Source organism: Bacillus sp. SA1-12 (genome assembly GCF_000981385.1).
In the GTDB taxonomy this organism is placed as follows: domain Bacteria; phylum Bacillota; class Bacilli; order Bacillales; family Bacillaceae; genus Metabacillus.
Window position 1 is genome coordinate 178,970 of record NZ_LATZ01000003.1, and the last position, 19,229, is coordinate 198,198.

24 protein-coding genes are annotated in these 19,229 nt (G+C 36.7%); 19 read left to right on the forward strand and 5 right to left on the reverse strand.

Features of this window, described 5'->3' with window-relative positions; genetic code table 11:
- The first annotated feature begins 130 nt into the window (after window positions 1–130).
- From WQ54_RS03370 to WQ54_RS03440, 16 genes are all read left to right on the forward strand, one after another.
- Window positions 131–1,639: an SLC13 family permease gene (locus tag WQ54_RS03370; RefSeq protein WP_046512104.1), complete on the forward strand. Its 1,509-nt coding sequence runs from the start codon at window positions 131–133 to the stop codon at window positions 1,637–1,639.
- A gap of 247 nt (window positions 1,640–1,886) precedes the next feature.
- A complete protein-coding gene (locus WQ54_RS03375) occupies window positions 1,887–2,273 on the forward strand; it encodes a hypothetical protein (protein ID WP_046512107.1) in 387 nt (128 codons plus the stop codon).
- A 213-nt stretch (window positions 2,274–2,486) separates the two neighbouring features.
- Complete coding sequence (locus WQ54_RS34195; RefSeq protein WP_046512110.1) at window positions 2,487–3,185, forward strand: hypothetical protein; 699 nt, start codon at window positions 2,487–2,489, stop codon at window positions 3,183–3,185.
- Window positions 3,186–3,197: 12 nt separating this feature from the next.
- A complete protein-coding gene (locus WQ54_RS03385) occupies window positions 3,198–3,410 on the forward strand; it encodes a hypothetical protein (protein ID WP_046512113.1) in 213 nt (70 codons plus the stop codon).
- A 138-nt stretch (window positions 3,411–3,548) separates the two neighbouring features.
- Entirely contained in the window at window positions 3,549–4,244 is a 696-nt protein-coding gene (locus tag WQ54_RS33345; RefSeq protein ID WP_052737639.1) for a hypothetical protein, read from the forward strand.
- A 283-nt stretch (window positions 4,245–4,527) separates the two neighbouring features.
- Window positions 4,528–4,944: a spore coat protein gene (locus WQ54_RS03395; RefSeq protein ID WP_046512115.1), complete on the forward strand. Its 417-nt coding sequence runs from the start codon at window positions 4,528–4,530 to the stop codon at window positions 4,942–4,944.
- Between the two features lie 24 nt (window positions 4,945–4,968).
- Window positions 4,969–5,253 (forward strand): hypothetical protein, encoded by a 285-nt coding sequence (locus tag WQ54_RS03400; protein ID WP_046512118.1) that lies wholly within the window; start codon window positions 4,969–4,971, stop codon window positions 5,251–5,253.
- A 92-nt stretch (window positions 5,254–5,345) separates the two neighbouring features.
- Window positions 5,346–5,828, forward strand: a complete 483-nt coding sequence (locus WQ54_RS03405; protein WP_046512120.1) for a spore coat protein — start codon at window positions 5,346–5,348, stop codon at window positions 5,826–5,828.
- Window positions 5,829–5,990: 162 nt separating this feature from the next.
- The gene (locus WQ54_RS03410; protein ID WP_046512123.1) at window positions 5,991–6,341 is read left to right on the forward strand and encodes a DUF1360 domain-containing protein; all 351 of its coding nucleotides are present in this window, start codon (window positions 5,991–5,993) and stop codon (window positions 6,339–6,341) included.
- A gap of 685 nt (window positions 6,342–7,026) precedes the next feature.
- A complete protein-coding gene (locus WQ54_RS03415; RefSeq protein WP_046512126.1) occupies window positions 7,027–7,743 on the forward strand; it encodes a DUF421 domain-containing protein in 717 nt (238 codons plus the stop codon).
- A complete protein-coding gene (locus tag WQ54_RS03420; RefSeq protein ID WP_046512129.1) occupies window positions 7,733–7,945 on the forward strand; it encodes a hypothetical protein in 213 nt (70 codons plus the stop codon). Before WQ54_RS03415 ends, WQ54_RS03420 begins: the two co-directional genes overlap by 11 nt.
- 93 nt (window positions 7,946–8,038) lie before the next feature.
- Window positions 8,039–8,158: a YjcZ family sporulation protein gene (locus tag WQ54_RS32385; RefSeq protein WP_084821810.1), complete on the forward strand. Its 120-nt coding sequence runs from the start codon at window positions 8,039–8,041 to the stop codon at window positions 8,156–8,158.
- Window positions 8,159–8,401: 243 nt separating this feature from the next.
- Window positions 8,402–8,656, forward strand: coding sequence for a stage VI sporulation protein F (locus WQ54_RS03425; protein ID WP_046512131.1), 255 nt, complete (start codon window positions 8,402–8,404; stop codon window positions 8,654–8,656).
- A gap of 155 nt (window positions 8,657–8,811) precedes the next feature.
- Window positions 8,812–9,468 (forward strand): GTP pyrophosphokinase family protein, encoded by a 657-nt coding sequence (locus WQ54_RS03430; RefSeq protein WP_046512133.1) that lies wholly within the window; start codon window positions 8,812–8,814, stop codon window positions 9,466–9,468.
- A 147-nt stretch (window positions 9,469–9,615) separates the two neighbouring features.
- Window positions 9,616–9,894 (forward strand): hypothetical protein, encoded by a 279-nt coding sequence (locus WQ54_RS03435; protein WP_046512135.1) that lies wholly within the window; start codon window positions 9,616–9,618, stop codon window positions 9,892–9,894.
- A 33-nt stretch (window positions 9,895–9,927) separates the two neighbouring features.
- A complete protein-coding gene (locus WQ54_RS03440; protein WP_046512137.1) occupies window positions 9,928–10,242 on the forward strand; it encodes a hypothetical protein in 315 nt (104 codons plus the stop codon).
- Between the two features lie 76 nt (window positions 10,243–10,318).
- On the opposite strand, the gene WQ54_RS03445 is transcribed toward WQ54_RS03440, so the two are convergent.
- Window positions 10,319–12,604, reverse strand: a complete 2,286-nt coding sequence (locus WQ54_RS03445) for an ATP-dependent helicase (RefSeq protein ID WP_046512140.1) — start codon at window positions 12,602–12,604, stop codon at window positions 10,319–10,321.
- Between the two features lie 252 nt (window positions 12,605–12,856).
- Here WQ54_RS03445 and WQ54_RS35180 point away from each other — a divergent pair, with 252 nt between their 5' ends.
- The gene (locus WQ54_RS35180; RefSeq protein ID WP_269431545.1) at window positions 12,857–12,991 is read left to right on the forward strand and encodes a hypothetical protein; all 135 of its coding nucleotides are present in this window, start codon (window positions 12,857–12,859) and stop codon (window positions 12,989–12,991) included.
- A gap of 139 nt (window positions 12,992–13,130) precedes the next feature.
- Here WQ54_RS35180 and WQ54_RS03450 read toward each other — a convergent pair whose 3' ends face one another.
- The 4 genes from WQ54_RS03450 to WQ54_RS03465 form a co-directional block, all read right to left on the reverse strand.
- Entirely contained in the window at window positions 13,131–13,814 is a 684-nt protein-coding gene (locus WQ54_RS03450; RefSeq protein ID WP_046512143.1) for a DUF421 domain-containing protein, read from the reverse strand.
- 143 nt (window positions 13,815–13,957) lie between these two features.
- The gene (locus tag WQ54_RS03455) at window positions 13,958–14,383 is read right to left on the reverse strand and encodes a GNAT family N-acetyltransferase (protein WP_046512146.1); all 426 of its coding nucleotides are present in this window, start codon (window positions 14,381–14,383) and stop codon (window positions 13,958–13,960) included.
- A complete protein-coding gene (locus WQ54_RS03460; RefSeq protein WP_046512149.1) occupies window positions 14,384–14,902 on the reverse strand; it encodes a YjcG family protein in 519 nt (172 codons plus the stop codon).
- A gap of 84 nt (window positions 14,903–14,986) precedes the next feature.
- Window positions 14,987–15,712 carry an esterase family protein gene (locus WQ54_RS03465; RefSeq protein WP_156177658.1) on the reverse strand — a complete coding sequence of 242 codons (726 nt, stop codon included), beginning with the start codon at window positions 15,710–15,712 and terminating at the stop codon, window positions 14,987–14,989.
- Window positions 15,713–16,058: 346 nt separating this feature from the next.
- Between WQ54_RS03465 and WQ54_RS03470 the strand changes: the two genes are divergently transcribed.
- Together WQ54_RS03470 and WQ54_RS03475 are read left to right on the forward strand one after the other, a co-directional pair.
- Complete coding sequence (locus WQ54_RS03470; protein WP_046512153.1) at window positions 16,059–17,690, forward strand: acetolactate synthase large subunit; 1,632 nt, start codon at window positions 16,059–16,061, stop codon at window positions 17,688–17,690.
- A gap of 16 nt (window positions 17,691–17,706) precedes the next feature.
- Window positions 17,707–19,167: an aldehyde dehydrogenase family protein gene (locus tag WQ54_RS03475; protein ID WP_197089526.1), complete on the forward strand. Its 1,461-nt coding sequence runs from the start codon at window positions 17,707–17,709 to the stop codon at window positions 19,165–19,167.
- The last annotated feature ends 62 nt before the right edge of the window (window positions 19,168–19,229 follow it).

The following is a 19,229-nucleotide window of genomic DNA, read 5'->3' on the forward strand; positions in this document are numbered from 1 at the left end:
TAACATGAAGAACAATCAAGGAATGTAAGGTCATTCATACAAACTTGTAAACGATAGGCTAACAGTAATTCGGGTTGCATGAGGGCGGCATATAAAATACCATGATGATCTTAAATAAAAGAGTGATAACATGACCTTGTACGGAATGATGACAGTTTGTATCGTATGTCTATTGGTTTTCGCATTAGTAGCAGATAAATTTGAAACAGATCTTGTGATGTTTACTGCGTTAGTCTTATTGATGGTTTCTGGTATTTTAAGTCCTGAAGAAGCGTTAATAGGCTTTGCAAATGAGGCAACGGTAACAGTAGGGGCTTTATTTATTGTGATTTATTCCATTAAAAACACCTATTATATAAAAAAATTACCTGAATATATGATTGGTTATGAGAAAAGACCGCAAAAAGCAATTTTTAAGCTAATGCTTCCAGCAGCATGTATTTCAATGTTTATGAATAATACACCCCTAGTTGTGATTCTGACTCCCCTTGTGAGGAAATGGGCCAAAAAAATAGGATTGCCAGAGACAAAGCTGCTCATTCCTTTGTTATACGCCGTAATCTTAGGGGGAATGTGTACGCTGATTGGAACCTCTACGAACATTGTTATTAGCGGTTTGTTAATGGATAGAACTGGAACAGGATTTAGCATGTTTGAGCTCGGTCTAATCGGCATTCCATGTGCGATTCTAGGTATTCTATATATGACGTTTATTGGCAGCAGCATGCTGCCTAATCATCTTGCAAAAGATTTTTTAGAGGAAAAGAACGACAGTGAATGTCTGGTACAAGCGAATATTGCTTCAACTTGTCCGCTGATAGGAAAAACAATAAAAGAGGTAGGATTACTTTGGTTAAAACAGAGTTATTTTATAACCATAATAAGAAGTGGAAAGAGCATTTTTCCGATCTCTAGCAGGCAGACGTTACAAGAAGGTGATTTTCTACTATTAAAAGGAGATCATGAAACGATTGGCGGATTAAAGAGCATTCAAGGCCTTACTCTAGAAGTTGAATCAGAATATAAATCCTCTTATTCACACGAAGCTGATAAAAAGTCTATTTTCTTGATCAGCATTTTCATAATGATGATTGTATCTGTTGGTTTAGGATGGTTAAAAATGATTACAGCTGTTTGTATAACTGTCGTTATTCTTTTATTTTCAAAATCAATATCGATTGAAGAAGCCAGGAATTCAATAGAATGGAAGCTGCTTATTATGATCGGATCATCCTTTGGCATCGCCAAAGCTTTGGAAAAAACAGGGGTAGCTTCAGCAATGGCCGAATGGATAACAAGTCATGTGATGAACTATGGACCTATTGTTATTCTTTCCGTCATCTTTTTCTTAACCTGGATGACGACAGAACTCTTATCAAATAACGCGGCTGCAACGATGATTTTTCCCATTGCCTATTCCGTAGCAGAGCAGATGGCATTAGATCCCACTCCCTTTGCGATCACCATTGCCATTGCTGCATCGACAAGTTTTGCCACTCCGATCGGCTATCAATCAAATATGATCGTTTATGGAACGGGAGGATATTCATTTAGCGACTTTATGAAGGTTGGGATTCCGCTTGGTTTGATTGTAATGATTGTTTCCGTGTTGTTGATTCCTTATTTTTGGCCGTTTTAGTGAAGGAATTTGATGACGGAAAAACTTGCACTAGTGATTAGAGAGTTTTATTACTTTATCCTTTAGGAAGATACTGCTAACTTTGCCTTCCTTTAGTGCTAAAAAGTGAATTTCTTTTGTTGGATTTTCATTTTTTAGTACAAAAGGGGGGAATACCTATGTTTAAAAGGTGCAATCGCCCTTACATAATACCTCTTATTGAATATATATATTGTGAGTTTATATTAAATAATAGGAGGATGAAATTATGGGTTGTTGTGGTAAAAGAAAAGGCCATTCCCATATGAGTACAAGTATGGAAGTAGGTGAGATGTCAGATATGTTAAGTATATTAAGATCAAAACGTAAGAAGAAGCATCACAAAAAGAAAAAGGATAATGGTAATGGGGTAGTATGTGATGGTTGTGCGTGTACCTTCTTAGTAGGTAGAGAAGAGGAAGTATTTAATCTCCTCCTTGAAGGAAATGATAATTTCCTAAATTTGGCAGGTAATGGTGGGAATCGTACTGACTTTGAGTTTCAAGGATTTGAGGATTGTTGTGCAATCTTTACTTTCGAAAGCACAGGTCAAACTGAAGAAACTTTTGTGGTAGATTGTCGTTGTATTTGTGCACTTGTACCTGTAAATGATTAGATTTAACTAAGTTTTAATGAATTTATGTTTATTAATATACTAATTACTTCATATCCTGTTAGATGAGTGAATCCTGTATTTAAGGGGATTCACTTTTTAAAATTCTAGATTATTAACTATTTTACAAAAAAAGAAACTAATGCCCTAGCAATCTAGCTTTTATTGAATATAAATATAGGGCAAAATAAATTATTTAAATAGGAGGATAAAAGAATGAAGCGTAAGAAAGACTTAAGTCTTGAAATGGGCTCGATAGATGAGTTGTTATCTCAGTTAAAAAGCCGTAAAAAACATACTAAAAAACATGACCATAAAAAACATGACCATAAAAAATGTGATCATAAAAAACATGATCATAAAAAACATGATCATAAAAAACATCATAAATGTGATGACAATAACAATGGAGTTGTATGTGATGGTTGTGCGTGTACCTTCCTAGTAGGTAGAGAAGAGGAAGTATTTAATCTTCTCCTTGAAGGAAATGATAATTTTCTAAATTTAGCAGGTAATGGTGGAAATCGTACTGACTTTGAGTTCCAAGGATTTGATGATTGTTGTGCAATCTTTACTTTTGAAAGCACAGGTCAAACTGAAGAAACATTTGTAGTAGATTGTCGTTGTATTTGTGCACTTGTACCAGTAAATGGTAATGGGAATGGTGGCGGTGGAACACCACCAGTAACACCACCAGTAACACCACCAGTAATACCAGTAATACCTGGTTCATTGAGAGCACGTCTTTTAGCACTTCTTGGTGAACTAGTTCAAATCGAGGTTGGAAATGAACTATTTAATCCATTAGTTGGAAGAATTTTGGCGGTTAGAACTGATTATTTCGTTCTACTTGAAACTACTGGTAACCAAACTCTAGTAAGATTTGATCAAATTGAAACGATAACTGAACTATAAGGGGGGAAAAGAATGTTTAGTGATATGTTAGCTGCGGAGTTAGCAGGCCGTATTGGAGCAAGAGTTTTGATTGCAACAGACAATGCTGAAGTAGAGGGAATTCTAATGTCTGTTAATGGAAATTTAATAACTGTTGTGGAGAACAATGGATATGGAGCAGGTAGATTAACAAGTGTGTCAGCCTTATATGTTAACTTTGTTAGATTTTTACTTCCTGCTGCGTAAATCTTGTTAATAGAGGAATGGATTCAATGGAATCCATTCTTTTTTTTTATCCAATTTAATATATCGCTTATTTCGTCCAATCTTATCAAAAGGAACTAACATACTATATTGGTGAATAAACTGAATCGAGGTGTTAAAATGACAAACAAATATTATAATAGTAAGCAATGCTGCTCACATTTTCCTAATTGTACTTGTGCGTTAAATAGATTTTTAAAACTTCTAAATCATCCAAAGAAAAAGTGTATTTGTCCTCCAGGACCAGCAGGACCAGCCGGAGCACCAGGGGCGCCCGGAGCACCCGGAGCAGCGGGTGCTCCAGGAGCACCCGGAGCACCCGGAGCACCCGGAGCACCCGGAGCACCAGGGGCACCAGGGGCACCAGGAGCACCAGGACCAGCAGGACCAGCAGGACCACCAGGAACAGTCTTAGGATTCGCTTATATTTATAACACGCCTTCTCAAAGTGTAGCGCCGAATAATAATGTGGCCTTTAGTAATACAGGTCCTATAACTCCTACTGTTTTTTCTCATACGTCTGGGTCTCCTAATATTACAATTAATCAACCTGGAGTTTATCAAGCAACTTATTTATCATCCATGACAACAGGCGGGCTGCCAATAACATCGCTTTATTTTAATGGTGCTCATATAGCAGGAAGCACTTATAGGCCAAATAATGATATTCAGGGACAGGTAATTTTTACGATAGCTACTCCTGGAATTTTAAATTTACGAAATACAGGAAATAATATGATTGGATTACCCAATTTTAATAATATTAATGGGGAACTAGGTACCAATATTTCACTGCAACTCTTTAAGCTAGCTTAAAAAAACAAATCACTTAAAAAAGTAGTTGCTTACTAAATGTATTAAAATCTTACCACAAAACAAAAATCTTTAGCCTTTTACCTATGGATATGGTTTAAGGCTTTTTTAGTAAACTGAAAAGGAAGCTAATCTATTACTCTATTGAAACTATTAAACTACACAAGGATAAAAGGAGTGTAATTCCATTTATCCCTAAACCAAAAATGGGCACCAAAACCATATCTTTTCCTAAACAAAAACCTAAACCTATGCATTATATATAAAGAGGAAAGGAGGGTTTTTTGTGTACTATTTGAACACTCCAGTTGAAATGAATACAGAATTTCTTTCATCCTTCATTGATGTAGAAGGGGAAATAACAGCTAAGACCATTCAAGCTTCAGGTGATCTTATTCATATAAAAAATTCCCGTAACGTAAGAATTATCACTTATGATGCAGAACAAATTTCTACTCTAAATACGTCCATTCAAGCAGTCATCACATTGTTTCTTCAAACAATCCTTTTAGACAGTGAAACAGCCGAATTAATCACTCAGGAAATGAAAAATAAATTTAGCATCAAACAAGCCAATAAAAAGGAAATTTTTATCGAAAATTCGGCAGAAGTGGTGATCGATTTACGAAATCATGAGGTAGCTTATTCACTTCAATTTTTTATGCAGGTACTGATAGCTTTGATTTCCGAATTTATCACCTAAGAAAAATGATAAAGGAGGGGTAATATGGATGATAAAAAGCCTGATCTTATGTCTCCTGAAATGGCAAAAATAATGGTTCAACAAATTCTTAACAAGCATAACATTTCAAAAGAAAAACTAGCGCAAATTTCTGACGAAGATAAGGAACGTTTTAAAGAGCTTGCTAAAACATATAAAGCACATGTTGAAAGTCTTCTTGATGATCAAGGTTTTGCAACAGAAGAACCTTCCTCTAAATCTAGCAATGAGAAAAAATCAGAAAACAAGATGACTTTGCGACAAAAACTCCGTAAAAGACGAGGCAAATAATCTAAAAATGGGCAAATCACCTGAGGTAAATACCTTATACAAAAGATACCTTTCCTGCATTTAATGTATTAAACCGAAAGGAGGAAGAATAAATGGAAGCAAAACGTTATAACTGGTGTGCTCTTGGAACTGAAGACCACCCAATGAAAGAAAAATGTCATGATGAAAGAGATGTATTTGGTCATCGTAATGATGATGCAATTTTTGAACAAGATGGATTACAAGTTGCAAATACTGAACAAGAAATTAAAGAGTTAATTTTTATCAAAGATTCTTGCGACATTAAAGTAAAATCAGAACAAGAACAATTTGCTGCTACAATCAATATTGGAATTAACTTAATCATCTCTTTATTAAATATCATCCTTGACGACGATGCAGAACTTGTTACACAAGAATTATTGCAAGTAGCACAAACAACTCAAAAAAGTAAACAAAAAGTAGTTATCATAAATTGTAAGGATATTGAGGTTAACTTAGAAGATCAAAATACAGCTGTAACATTAAATCTATTCCTTAATATCTTTGTTGCCTTGCTTAATATTGTCCTAGACCTTGAAGATATTGTTGATTAATTGTTCGAACAAAGACATTAATCATTAAGGAAGGATAATATTAATAGCTGATCTCGATCATGAGATCAGCTACCTTCATTTTAAAACAAGTTTCATAAATACATATTCTTTAATTAAGCTCATAAAATGTGTATAGAGAATTCAAATAAAGGTGTGTGTGTAATGTTAACATTGCTGAATTTAATCATTCTTGCACTTGCCTCATTTCGATTAACAAGATTACTTGTCTTTGATAAAATTACCGAATTTATCAGACGACCTTTTCATCAAGAAGTTGAAGAAAAAGATGAAAATGGAGAAATAGAAACGTATATAGAAATTAAGGGAACCGGCTTAAGAGCATGGATCGGTGAACTTTTAAGCTGCTACTGGTGTACAGGTGTATGGTGTTCTGCCTTTCTATATGCAGTTTGGCTGCTTTGGCCTTCTGTGGCGGAGCCTTTGCTTTTTATTTTAGCTATCGCAGGATTAGCGGGAATCATCGAAACGGTTATAAATAAATTGTTAGATTAGGCTTATGCTTAGAACGATATAAAGCGATACGCATAAACTGAATTTAGGCAATCAATATTGGGTTTGGCTGATTTTATATAGATTTATTACATTATCAATTAGGAAGGTGGGGATACAAATGAAAAAAAGCAGCATGAATCCTACCGATAAGGAACAAAAAACGCCTTCAGTTGGGCAAAAGAAGGTTAAAAAAAGCGGCTGTGGCTGTGGCAAAAAGAAAAAACGGTCATAGTGTAAAAGTAAATATATGAGGCAGGCTGACGAGAAAATTCGTCAGCCTATTATTTTTTAGGGGATCTATATGTCTGCAAATCAAAGCAATGGATCATCTGATTTAAGAGCAGTAATAAAGTAACAAAAATACTATATCCTGTATCGCTTGCTGTAAGAAGGATGGATCGTAATTTCTGATGCGCTATAAGGTATTATGGTATTTCAAAACAGGAGAACCGCTAAAAAGCCATTATCCCAGAGTATATAAGATGGTATCAAATATACCTGTGAAGCCGAAGAAGAACCTGTACTTGAGTACAAATAGGCATTCATTTTTTTCAGCGAAGATTCTCACATAAAAAAGGTTTTGGTAAGAAATGATAATATATCATAACACAAATTTTTCTTACTAAGCCTTCTTCACATATTTAAGAAGGTAAAAAATCAAAAGAAATGTGAAGGTGACAGGGAAATGCTAGACTGGGTTGAAGTAATCATACGTTCAGTACTTATCATTTTAGGATTATTTTTTATCACCAAACTATTGGGAAAAAAGCAATTATCAAAATTATCTTTTTTCGAGTACATCGTCGGGATTACCGTAGGTGATATCGCTGGAACGATTTCAATGGATATTGAATTAAATGTAGTAAATGGTGTGATTTCATTATTAATATGGGCGCTTTTCCCGGTCATTGTATCAATGGCTTCCTTAAAGAGCATTGTTTTTCGCAAAATAGTGGAAGGGACTCCTACAACATTTATTGAGGGAGGTAAGATCCTAGAGGAGAACTTAAAACATGAGAAATACACAACAGATGAGTTAATGGAGCAATTAAGGAAAAAGGATATTTTTTTTGCTGGAGATGTTGAATTTGCAACGCTTGAAACGAATGGGGAATTAAGTGTTTTTTTAAAACGGGAAAAAAAGCCCGTGCTTTGGGAGGATCTATTCGGACAAGGGCAGCAGCTAAAAACACCGCAAACGATTATTAGGGACGGAAAATTAAATGAAGAAGCCATTTATGCCAGTGGCTATAGTTTGGATTGGGTTAATGCCCAGCTCAAAAAACATGAAGCAGCTGCAGAGGAAATTTTCCTCGGCCAAGTCGACCACTCAGGGAAATTATACCTAGATTATTACAAGGATGGATTGCTTAAAAAAGGAGAGAAAGATATTGATCATTGAACAGGTTTTCCGTGGGTTGATGGAGAATGTATATCGCCGGCATGATCATATCCAAAGAAAAGAGGATGCCAATCTTTATCGTAAAGAGAGGGAACTGAACCAAATGGATAGGCTGAGTGATGAATTTGAACAAAGAATGGAGTTAGCTGCTGTAGAAATGGAAAAGTGGCTGATTAAACATAAACCTATAAAAAGAAATTAGAATTCATATCAAAAACTACCCGCAAACGTCCAAACAAACTGACTCCTATCTTCATATAGTGAAGTAATGATAGCAGGAGGAGGTGCTTAGCGCATGGGTTACGGCTACGGTGGCTATGGTTATGGCGGCGGCGGCTATTACGGCAGCACGTTTGTTTTAATCGTTGTATTATTTATCCTTTTAATCATTGTTGGTGCTTCTTTCTATAACTAAGACCTAGTGTCTTTGGGGCATCAAAGAAAATACGAGCAGATTTTGCTCGTATTTTTTTTGAAAAGGTAAGAAAGGATTAAATTTTAACATCATGAAGTGTAGGCAAAGAACGATTTCAATTTCATGAGCTTCTTAGTTGTCCTAGGCTTTTCTTAAGAAACTTGAACAAAGAGCTCAGTCTCTTTTTATTCACCTTTTGCCTAGAATGTCATAGGATATATCATCAGGTAAGGAGGCGGGAAAATGGATAATAAATTCTTCAAAAATATCGAAAATAAAACTGGCGTTAACATGAATGATGTTTTTGCTTTAGCAAATTCTTTACAGGGTGCAAACTTCAAAGATGAAAAAACTGTACGCAATGTGATCCGCCGCGTATCACAAATTGCTAACAAACCTGTTTCAAAGCAAATGGAAGATAAAATTGTTAATTCAATTGTTAATGGAAATGAAAAATTAGATTTTAACACCATTTCAAAAATGATTAATAAGAAATAAATGAAAGACAACCAGGTATTTAAGAGAAGGTGAATCAAAGGGGCAAAGCTCTTTTGATTCACCTTAATTTATTTTGTTAATATATTGTTCATTATTCTTTCACCTTAATTTCACATATCTCCTTTATAGTGAAGGTGACAAAAAGAGGTGAAAAAATGGAACAAAATAAAGAGCAAATTGCAACATGGAGAAGTTTTTTATTACTATATAAGTTTGCCTTAGATGAAATGAATACAAAACTTGAAATATTAAATGAGGAATTTGAATTTTCACATCAGCATAATCCAATTGAACATATAAAATCCAGGTTAAAGGAACCAACAAGTATAATAGGAAAGCTGCAAAGAAAAGGCTTGGCAATTACAACTGAAGAAGCAGCCAAACATATTCAGGATATTGCCGGGGTCCGAATCATTTGCTCTTTTGTATCAGATATTTATAAAATCCTTAATATGATTTCCAGTCAGGATGATATTAACGTATTAAAGGTAAAGGATTATCTTAAAAACCCAAAGTCTAACGGATACCAAAGTCTTCATTTATTAGTGGAAATTCCCGTCTTTTTAACAAATCGAACAGAATATATAAAAGTTGAAATACAAATACGTACGATCGCCATGGATTTTTGGGCTAGCTTAGAGCATAAGATTTATTACAAATATGATAAGGAAGTACCTGAATCATTAACAAATGAATTAAAAGAAGCAGCCGAAATTGCTCACTATCTCGATATGAAAATGAAAAGAATTCATGATGAAATGATGATGTATAAGGTGAAAGACAAGTTAAACGAAATTCGTATTATCGTCTAATGAACGAATTCAGTATTTATAAAACCCTCATACTTGCTTAGGTATGAGGGTTTTAATTGTTTAAAAATGATTTTTGTTTGGGGTTGATTCGTAAAGGGTAGGAACCTTATAAAGATATCACGATTTAAACTGCAGGAGGAATGAAAGATGGTGATGAAATGGAAGAAGAAGTTTTTCGTTGGAGGAATTGCTGCGACAATGACATTAGTCGGACTAGCTGGGTGTGGGGATGAAATAAATGAAGCAGAGAAAAATGTGGATAAAGCGAAAGAAGTAAGTGACGAATTAGAAAAAAATATGAATAATGCAGAACAGGAGCTGCAGGAAAATGGAGTCGGAGATGGCGTAGATCAGGATAACGGTCCAAGTGACGGCGTACAAAAAGACGAGATAGATGATGAAAATAAAAATACGGAAACCAACTAGTTAAGATTTGAGTAAAAATGAAGGGGGATTGAAATGACTAAAACCTATTATGTTTCAGTTGAAGCGGAGGATATTCAAGAATCCAGATTGGATGATCACTTAATCTATTATGAAATTAATGCTACACATGAGCAAATCCAGGAAATCAGAAAGATTTTACGGGAAATTACTAAAACAGAATTAGATCCCAAACCAATCCTAACATCGTTAAATGAAGAAAATGGGATAGAATATCGGGAAGAACAGGATCAATTAATAAAAACCTTGTATGAAAAAATTTATCAGCTTGGAACCTCAGAAACAAAACAGGAGCTCCGATCATTACGAATTTTAAACCATCTTCACTAAAGAAGATGGCTGTTCTTTGTCGTCATCAAAAAAAGAGTAGTAATTATACTACTCTTCAAACCTTACACAAAGCTGATTAGCTCATTAACGGCTTTAAAAACCGTGAAGCTGATGCTTTCCGTCCTCGCCGGTATGCTGGTATTGAGATGAACAGCTGCTGCTTTGCACGCGTCATCGCAACATAAAGTAAACGCCGTTCCTCTTCTAGAAATTGATGATTTCCTTTTCTGGCTGAGTCAAGAGCGAAATCATGAGGAAGGGATCCATCAACTGCCCCTATGATATACACATGTTTAAACTCAAGACCCTTTGAGCGATGGATCGTCATGAGTTGAACCCCGTCTTCCGTTGAATCCTTGCGGCCCTTTAATGCTCTTTGAGTCAGCATCATGTGATCAGCATGCTCAAGGAATTCCTTTACGGATGAAAATTTCTTTAGGATAACTTTTAAATCATTGAGGTCATCTGAACCTTTGTCCATTGCATTTCCTTCATTTCCTTGTTTTTTTACGTAGTCATGAAAACCAAGTTCTTTTTCTATGATGTGCAATGCCAAACCTGGTCTTTCATTTTTTAATGTGCTTATTCTTGGGATGATTTTTTTAAGTTTGGCCATTTGGAAAGCTGGCAATCCATTTAAATGCAGTAACGCTTCAACAAGTGAACAATCGTGGAGAATGGATAAAGCTTTGACATCATTAAGAGCAGATTGCTTTAAAAATAAAGCACGGATGATATCGCTAACTGCTGCCGTATCATCAGGATCAACACTTAGACGCAAATAGCTGAGAGCCCCGCGAACCATTTTTCGTTCATAAAATGAACTTTGCTCATTTTCAACGACAAATGGAATACTAGATTGAACAAATCGTTCAAAGATTGCACGTCCGCCTGTATGAGTTCGATATAAAATTGCAAATTCATCAGGGTTCGCACCGTCTGCGATTTTTTCCTTTATATCATTTACAATCATCGTTGCTTCTTCCTCTTCATCATATGGGAAGAAGCAGACAGGTAAATGATCTGACTGAACCTGAGCATACATTCTTTTAGATAAACGCTTTTTATTTTTTGAAATCACTTCATTTGCTGATGACACAATATGATGATCTGAACGATAGTTTGCTGAAAGGGTAATAATTGTTGCATCAGGGTATTCCTCTTTAAAATTTAAAATGAAGGAGGGCTCACTGCCTCTAAAACTATAGATCGTTTGATCATCATCACCAACGCCGCATAAATTATTCGTATGATTTGATAAGAGTTTAATAAGATGATATTGAACAGGATTAATATCTTGAAACTCATCAATGAGAAAATAATGAAACCGATTTTGATAGGCCTTAAGCAAATGCGGATGATCCTTGAGCATGTAATAGCATTTGACAAGCATATCGTCAAAATCAAATTGTCCCCGACTAAGCTTTTGTTTCTCATAATACGTGTAAAGTTTCAGTACTGTTTCTTCCCAGTCGTCACCAGGGGAAATATCCTGTGGCGATTTCATCGTATTTTTCCAATAACCGATTTGCTGAAGCGCTTGGTCAAAGGGAAAATCCTTTTCGTCAATTGTCATTTCCCTGCATGCTTGTTTCAGGTAGGCCTCTTTTTGCCATTCCCATTTAAGCAAATGCTGACCATTCCATTTTTCACGGTCATGATGGAGAAGCATTTTATAAAAGATGCTGTGAAAGGTCCCAATAACAAGCTGGTTAAGCTTGGCAGCAGATTTAGTTGCATTCGTTTTTATTCGTTCATGCATTTCTCTAGCGGCCTTTGCAGTGAAGGTAACAAGCATCATTGATTTCGGATCAATTGATTTTTCTTCCATCATATAGAGTGCTCTAGTCGTTAATACACGGGTTTTTCCGCTGCCTGCACCAGCTAAAATAAGAAGCGGTCCATCGATTGTAGTGACAGCCTTGCTTTGCTCGCTATCAAGCGGTATTCCAAGTAAGGGTGAAGCAGGTTGGGTTTTTACGATGAAAGGTGTCCGCCCCTTTAGAGCTGAAGGAAGGCGCCATTCACTCGATATGGGCTTTTCGGTTGTTGCAATCGCTCTTGATTTCGGGAGACGGAAACCGTTTTTCTCCGTATATTCGTTTACCATGGCAGACTCTTGCAATGGGTAATTGGATTGAGTTGGAGGGCGTGAATCCATTTCATTGCATGTTTTGCTATCTTCCTTCATTACATGGTAGAAATGTGGCGGCTCGTTGATTCCGATATATAGTTTCACAGGCTTTCCGCAAGCCTTGCAGGTGACTTCATTTTTTAAGCTAGCCTCATAGATTCGTTGATAATCCTCTCGAGGCAAAGTGGTTAAAGAAACCTTTAAATCTTTCATTCTTGCATGTTTCAAGATAATCCCCCTCCCATAAAAGAATTCTTAAAGCGAATATGTATAGAAAATGACGTGTGATTTGAAAGGTTTTAGTCCAATTATAATGAATAAGCCAATTTCTTAAATATTTAGTTCGAAGATAAACTTCTAATTTTCTCAGTCAATTCATGTCATAGCTTAGTTAAAAAATAGCGGCAAACACTATCTTATCAGAATGCAGTCCTATCGAAAAGGTAAATTTAGAGGAGAAGAAAGGGAAGGAGGGGCAAGGTGGGGTATATTTTACCGATTAAGCATGATGCCTACATCCAATATGCAAACCGATCTGTTCCAGTGAAACATGATTATTCATATACATATCCAGTTGCTGCAGTCCAATCTGCTAATAAAAAGGGGAGAGAGTAAATCAAACAGCAGCAACGAACAGAGCTTTATGATCAATAAGCAAAAACATTAAAGAAGAAAGTTGCCGATTCATTATTAGAAAAAGGACAATTTATAAACGAATATGTTTAAATAAAAAGGAGGGCGACATCACCTAGTGTCACCGTCCTTGAAATGTTTGAACATGAAGACCTTTTCCTTCAAGCCATTCAGCATACAATACTTCTTTCATATCAAGTATATTTTGCTGTTTTAGCTGCTGCTCTAACCAGGTTAGATTAAAACCTGCTTCAGTGAGATTATCCTTAATAACCTTGCCGTCACTAATAAATGTAATTGGCAGATTTACCTGAGCAAGATTGACCTGTAAATCGCCTTTTGTTGGTGTTTCATAAGAAGGCTTTTTTAAGATGCTGACAGTTCCATCCGTTTCTAAAATGGCATACTCCAGTTCACGAATGGAGAAAGCACCTTTAGAGCGAATGAGATGCTGAAGCTGGTTGATATCAAGCTTGTTCTTTTTCATGCTTTCTCTAATGATTTTCCCTTTATGTATGATGATTGATGGGTTGCCCTCTAATAAACCGCGTGTTTTACTCCATTTTTGTGTGATGATCTCCAAGATGAAAATAAGCAGTCCCCAAATTATAACAGCATAAAGAATCTGGACTACTCCAACCTCATCATCGAATATCGCATTCCCTACAAGCTCTCCTAACACTAGTGCAGAGATGAAGTCAAATGTGGTAATTTGGGTGATCTGGGTTTTACCTAATATCCTTGTTAAGATAAAAAGGGCGAAAAAGCCCAAAACTAATTCAATGGTAATTTGTGCATAATGCATAAAATAACCTCCATCTGATACACCATTAAAAATAGTTTTTTCCAATTAGGCTTATTTTATCCTTTAAATGAAGGAGACTTTAGGGAGGGAATAAGCAAAAAAACGAACTTGGATAACCAAGCTCGTTCGTAAAAAACATAAAATTATTGAGTATGTTTAATCATTGTGACATGAGGAATTCCGGCATCCATAAACACGTCAGATACCGTTTCATATCCTAGTCGTTCATAAAAAGGGATTGCATGTGTTTGGGCATTTAGTTTTAACTTGGTAACACCTTGAGCGGCTGCGATTTCTTCTAATTTTAATACAAGAAGTTTTCCTGCACCTTTTTTGCGGCTTGAAGAAAGAACACAAATTCTTTCAAGCTTGCCTATCCCATCTAATACACGAATACGTGCAGCGCCAATTGGCTCCCCATTATCATATAACACAACATGTGTTGATTCATCTTCAAATTGATCTATTTCTTCTTCTTCAGGTACCTGCTGTTCATCAACAAATACGGTTCTTCTTACTGAAAATGCATCTTCGAGTTGTTCTTTTGTGGTTACTTGCTGTACATTCAATTAATTGCAATCCTTTCCGAGTAAGAATGTTTCATAGACGGTCCAAGAACCGTTTTCGAGTTCATATAATAAATGGAAGCGATTAACAACTTCCTCATGAGTAATATCAAGCATTCTCAAACTGCCAAGCACGTCCGAATGCTCATCATCTGATAAATTTTGCCCGATTGTAATATGAGGGACAAAAGAATATTCAGGCTGGCTTTTTAAAACTCCGTTATGAAGTTTTTCGTGTAATCCTTGAAGTTCATCTGTTGGTTCAACTTTTAAATAAATGACATTGTTAACAGGTGCAAAGGAACTAACCTTTTTAATGGTAAGCTTTAAAGGTGAGGCTTCCTCGGCAATGTTTCGAAGCTCTCTTGTAATCTGTGTCAATTCTTCATCAGTTGCTTCAAAAGATGTCTTCAATGTGACATGCGGCGGTACAAGAGCATAGTGCGTATCATAGCGTTTTCTGTATGAATTTGCTAAATCTTGCAGCTTTTTTGATGGAAAAAGGGCAATTCCGTATTTCATATTCTTCCCTCCTAGATCATTCTTTTAGTGATAGTATATCAAATTTTCAAAAATAAACATATGAACGAAAGAGTTCCTGTGATGTTACTCAAACATGAGACGGAGAATAGGTGTTAACGCAGGCTGCCAGTACTTCCATGTATGGTCACCATCAAATTCTTCATATGTATAAGAAAAACCTTTTTCTGAAATGACTGATTTTAATTCGCGGTTTGGTGTTAAGAAATCTTCAATCTCACCATGTGTTGTTTTAACCTCAGTCTCTTTCTTACCTATTTGATGATACACTGTTGGTCGGGATGATCCCTTAAAGTCTTTCACAGCTTGTAAGACTTCATCATTAACAAAAGGAGATTGCAGGATTAGCTTGCCAAATGTGTTTGGATAGGCAAGTCCTGTCATTAATGATAAGGTCGCTCCAAGTGAGTCTCCGATAAGAGCACGCCCATAGCCAACTTGGTAAGTAGGAAATTCCTGATCGAGATAAGGGACAAGCTCATGGGTGAGAAATCGTATGTATGCTTGAAACTTTGCTCCGCTGGGATGGTATTTTTTCCTTCGGTCTTCTACATCATGATACGGAATACCGACAACAATAATATTATCAATTTCTTCATTTTTCATTAACGCGTCAACCTGCCTGCCAACACGCCCCAGCCGGAAATAATCCTGTCCATCTTGAGCAATAAGCAAGCTATATTTATAAAGTGGTGAAAAATTTTCGGGAAGATAAATAAGCAATGTTAGTTCTTCCTGTAATGCTGCTGAATGAAAAAGATGTTCTTTAATAATACCCGTTTGTTTGCTCATCATCATCTCTCCTCGAGGCATTAATGAAACACTTTTTTATTTTATACCATCTTAACGGGCAGTAAAACCCCCACTTCAAGATTTAAGAGAAGCTAAGGAGTTAGTGGGGAATAACTGCCAGTAAAGATCCAAAGAAGGTAAGTGTAAGAATAGGTAAAAGGTTGTGACCTTATAGGGAATCAACCTTATAAAAATGTTTAGGTACAGCAATTCCAATCGAAAAGGAAATGAAATTATACTTCTTCATCTCATCTAATCTCACTATTTCTTAAAAATTCGTTTAAAAAACACTTTTTTAAGGAAACTAAAAAATAGAACCGAACAAATTTGCAAAGGGTGTATACAAATGAAAGTGGCGGAACTATTAGTTAAATGTCTTGAGCATGAGGGAGTTAAGTATATTTTTGGAATACCTGGAGAAGAAAACATCGATATTATGGATGCTCTTTTGGATTCGGATATTGAATTTATTGTCACGAGACATGAAACAAGTGCGGCCTTTATGGCTGGTACCTACGGAAGGCTTACGGATAAGCCAGGTGTTTGTCTGGCGACTTTAGGGCCGGGAGCCACCAACCTTTTAACAGGTGTAGCCAATGCGAATATGGATCTTAATCCGTTAATTGCGATTACCGGTCAAGCGAGCTTAGACCGACAACATAAAATTTCTCATCAATATTATGATTTAGTGGATATTTATGAACCTGTTACAAAGTGGAATGCCCAGGTTAAAAAGGCTGAGATTATCCCTGAGGTGGTTCGCAAAGCCTACCATGTTGCAACAAAAGAAAAGCCGGGTTCAACACATATTGATCTCCCAGAGGATATTGCGGGTATGGAGACCGAAGCATCCCCGCTCGAAATCATCCATCATTCGAAATCGGTAGCAGATGAGGGTGTGATAAAAGAAGCTGCCGCGATCATTGAAAAAGCAAAGCGTCCGATCATTCTAGCGGGAAATGGAATTACGAGAAGACATGCATCTGAAAGCTTGTTAACACTTGTTGAAAAAACGAAAATCCCTGTTGTCCATACGTTTATGGGAAAAGGGGCTCTAACGTGGAAAAACGAGCTTAGCCTGCTTACAGCTGGAATGGGCGGAAATGATTATATTACGTGCGGTTTTAATCAATCTGATTTAATTATTGCGATCGGCTTTGATATGGCAGAGTACCCTCCAGAAAATTGGAATCCACAAGCAAAGACACCTATTTTGCATATTGACACTGAAGAGGCCGAAACAGATGCCCATTATCCAGTCAAACTTAATGTCATCGGCGATATCAATGAAAATATAAAGAAACTGAATGAGGCCGTTTCCTCAAAGGAAAGAAATAATGATTGGGTATTAAGTGTTCGCAAACAAGCATTAGCTGAGCTAGAGCAATTTAAAGATGACGAAAGTTTTCCGGTAAAACCGCAGAAAATCATTTCTGATTTACGGTCTGTGCTAAATGAAGAGGATATTGTGATTTCTGATGTCGGTGCCCATAAAATGTGGATGGCAAGAATGTATCATACGTATCAGCCGAATACTTGTCTGATTTCAAACGGACTTGCTTCAATGGGGATCGCGGTTCCTGGAGCGATCGCTGCAAAGCTTGCCCACCCTGATCGAAATGTGGTAGCTGTCTGCGGCGATGGCTCATTCCAGATGACAGGTGCAGAGCTTGAAACAGCAAAACGTCTTAATCTCCCAATTGTTGTTTTGCTTTGGAGAGATGAGGGGTATGGTCTTATTGAATGGCATCAGCAGAAAAAGTTTAAGCGCTCTTCTTATATTAAATTTGGGAATCCTGATTTTATCCAACTGGCAAAAGCGTATGGCTTTGAGGCGATTCAAATCCAAAAGGGCGGAGAGTTAATGTCAGCGTTAGAAAAAGCAATTGCAATGAAAAAGCCTGTATTAATTGATTGTCCAGTTGATTACAGTGAAAACATGAAATTAACGGAGAAGCTCGGAAAGATTCTTTGCTAGGATAGGAGGAAGAATAATGCGTTACGGATCAATTATTAATGGTAAAGAACGAAATGAAGACAACCGTGAAACACTGGCTGTTCATAACCCGTTTAATCAAGACAAAGTAGGAGAACTTGCTTTAGCGAATCGTACAGATCTTGACGAAGCAGTCAATAATAGCTTTGAAACCTTTCATTCAACAATGAAATTTATGCCTGCTCATAAACGCTCTGATATCTTAAGGCGGACTGCGGACCTTTTGGCAGAAAGATCAGAGGAATTTGCTGAAACAATTGTACAGGAAGCAGGAAAACCAATAAAGTACAGTCGGGATGAGATTAATCGCTCTATTCAGGTTCTGCGTTTTGCCTCAGAGCTTGCCAAAAATATTACAGGTGAAGTTCTTCCAATGGACGCGGCAATTGGCGGAGAAAGCAGAATGGGATTTGTTAAACACATTCCGTTAGGTGTTGTGGGGGCCATTACTCCCTTTAACTTTCCGTTAAATTTATCCCTGCACAAACTTGCACCAGCAATTGCAGCAGGGAACACGATTGTATTTAAACCAGCTGAAAAAACGCCAATATCAGCCTATAAGCTCGTGAAGCTATTTCAAGAGGCTGGTCTTCCTGATGGGGTATTAAATCTATTAATGGGAACAGGAGAAGAAGTTGGAGAACCGCTTGTCACACATGAAAAGGTCCATAAAATCACATTTACGGGAAGTTTGCCGGTAGGAAGAAAAATCCGTGAATCAGCAGGTTTCAAAAAAGTAACACTTGAATTAGGCTCCAATTCGCCAAATATTCTTTTTGAAGATGCTCATATCGAAAGTGCTGTGAAAGAATTAGTGAAAGGTGCATTCGCCTTTTCTGGACAAGTCTGTATTTCAGCACAAAGAGTGTATGTGCATAAGGGCATTTATGAGCCATTTTTGTCTGAGTATATAAAGCAAACAAAGGCTTTAAAAATTGGCGATCCAAAAGAAGAAGATACCGAGATCGGTCCGATGATTACCGAAAAGGAAGCTAAGCGGGCGAAGGAATGGATCGATGATGCAGTTGAAAAAGGGGCAAAAATCGAAACAGGCGGAGAGCGCAACGGAACGATACTTGCTCCAACGATCATGACGAATGTTGATCGAAATATGAAAATTATTGCTGAGGAAGTATTTGCACCCATTGTATCTGTTATACCTTTTGAAAGCGAGGATGAAGTCATTGAATATACCAATGATTCCATTTACGGCTTGCAAGCGGGTGTGTTCACAAGAGATATTGATCGGGCGATGCGAGTGGCAGATCAATTGGAAATGGGAGGCGTGTGGATTAATGAAATCTCCACATATCGTCAAGATAATCATCCATACGGCGGTGTCAAACAAAGCGGTATCGGCAAAGAGGGTATAAAGTACGCCATTGAAGATATGACTGAAATGAAATTTATCGGTATCAAATTAAATACAAATCATGAAAGAGCTGCTTCCTTTGGGTGAGGCAGCTCTTTTACCCTCGTATAAATCAAGCAAGTTCCACTCATTGATAGAAGCATAAAATT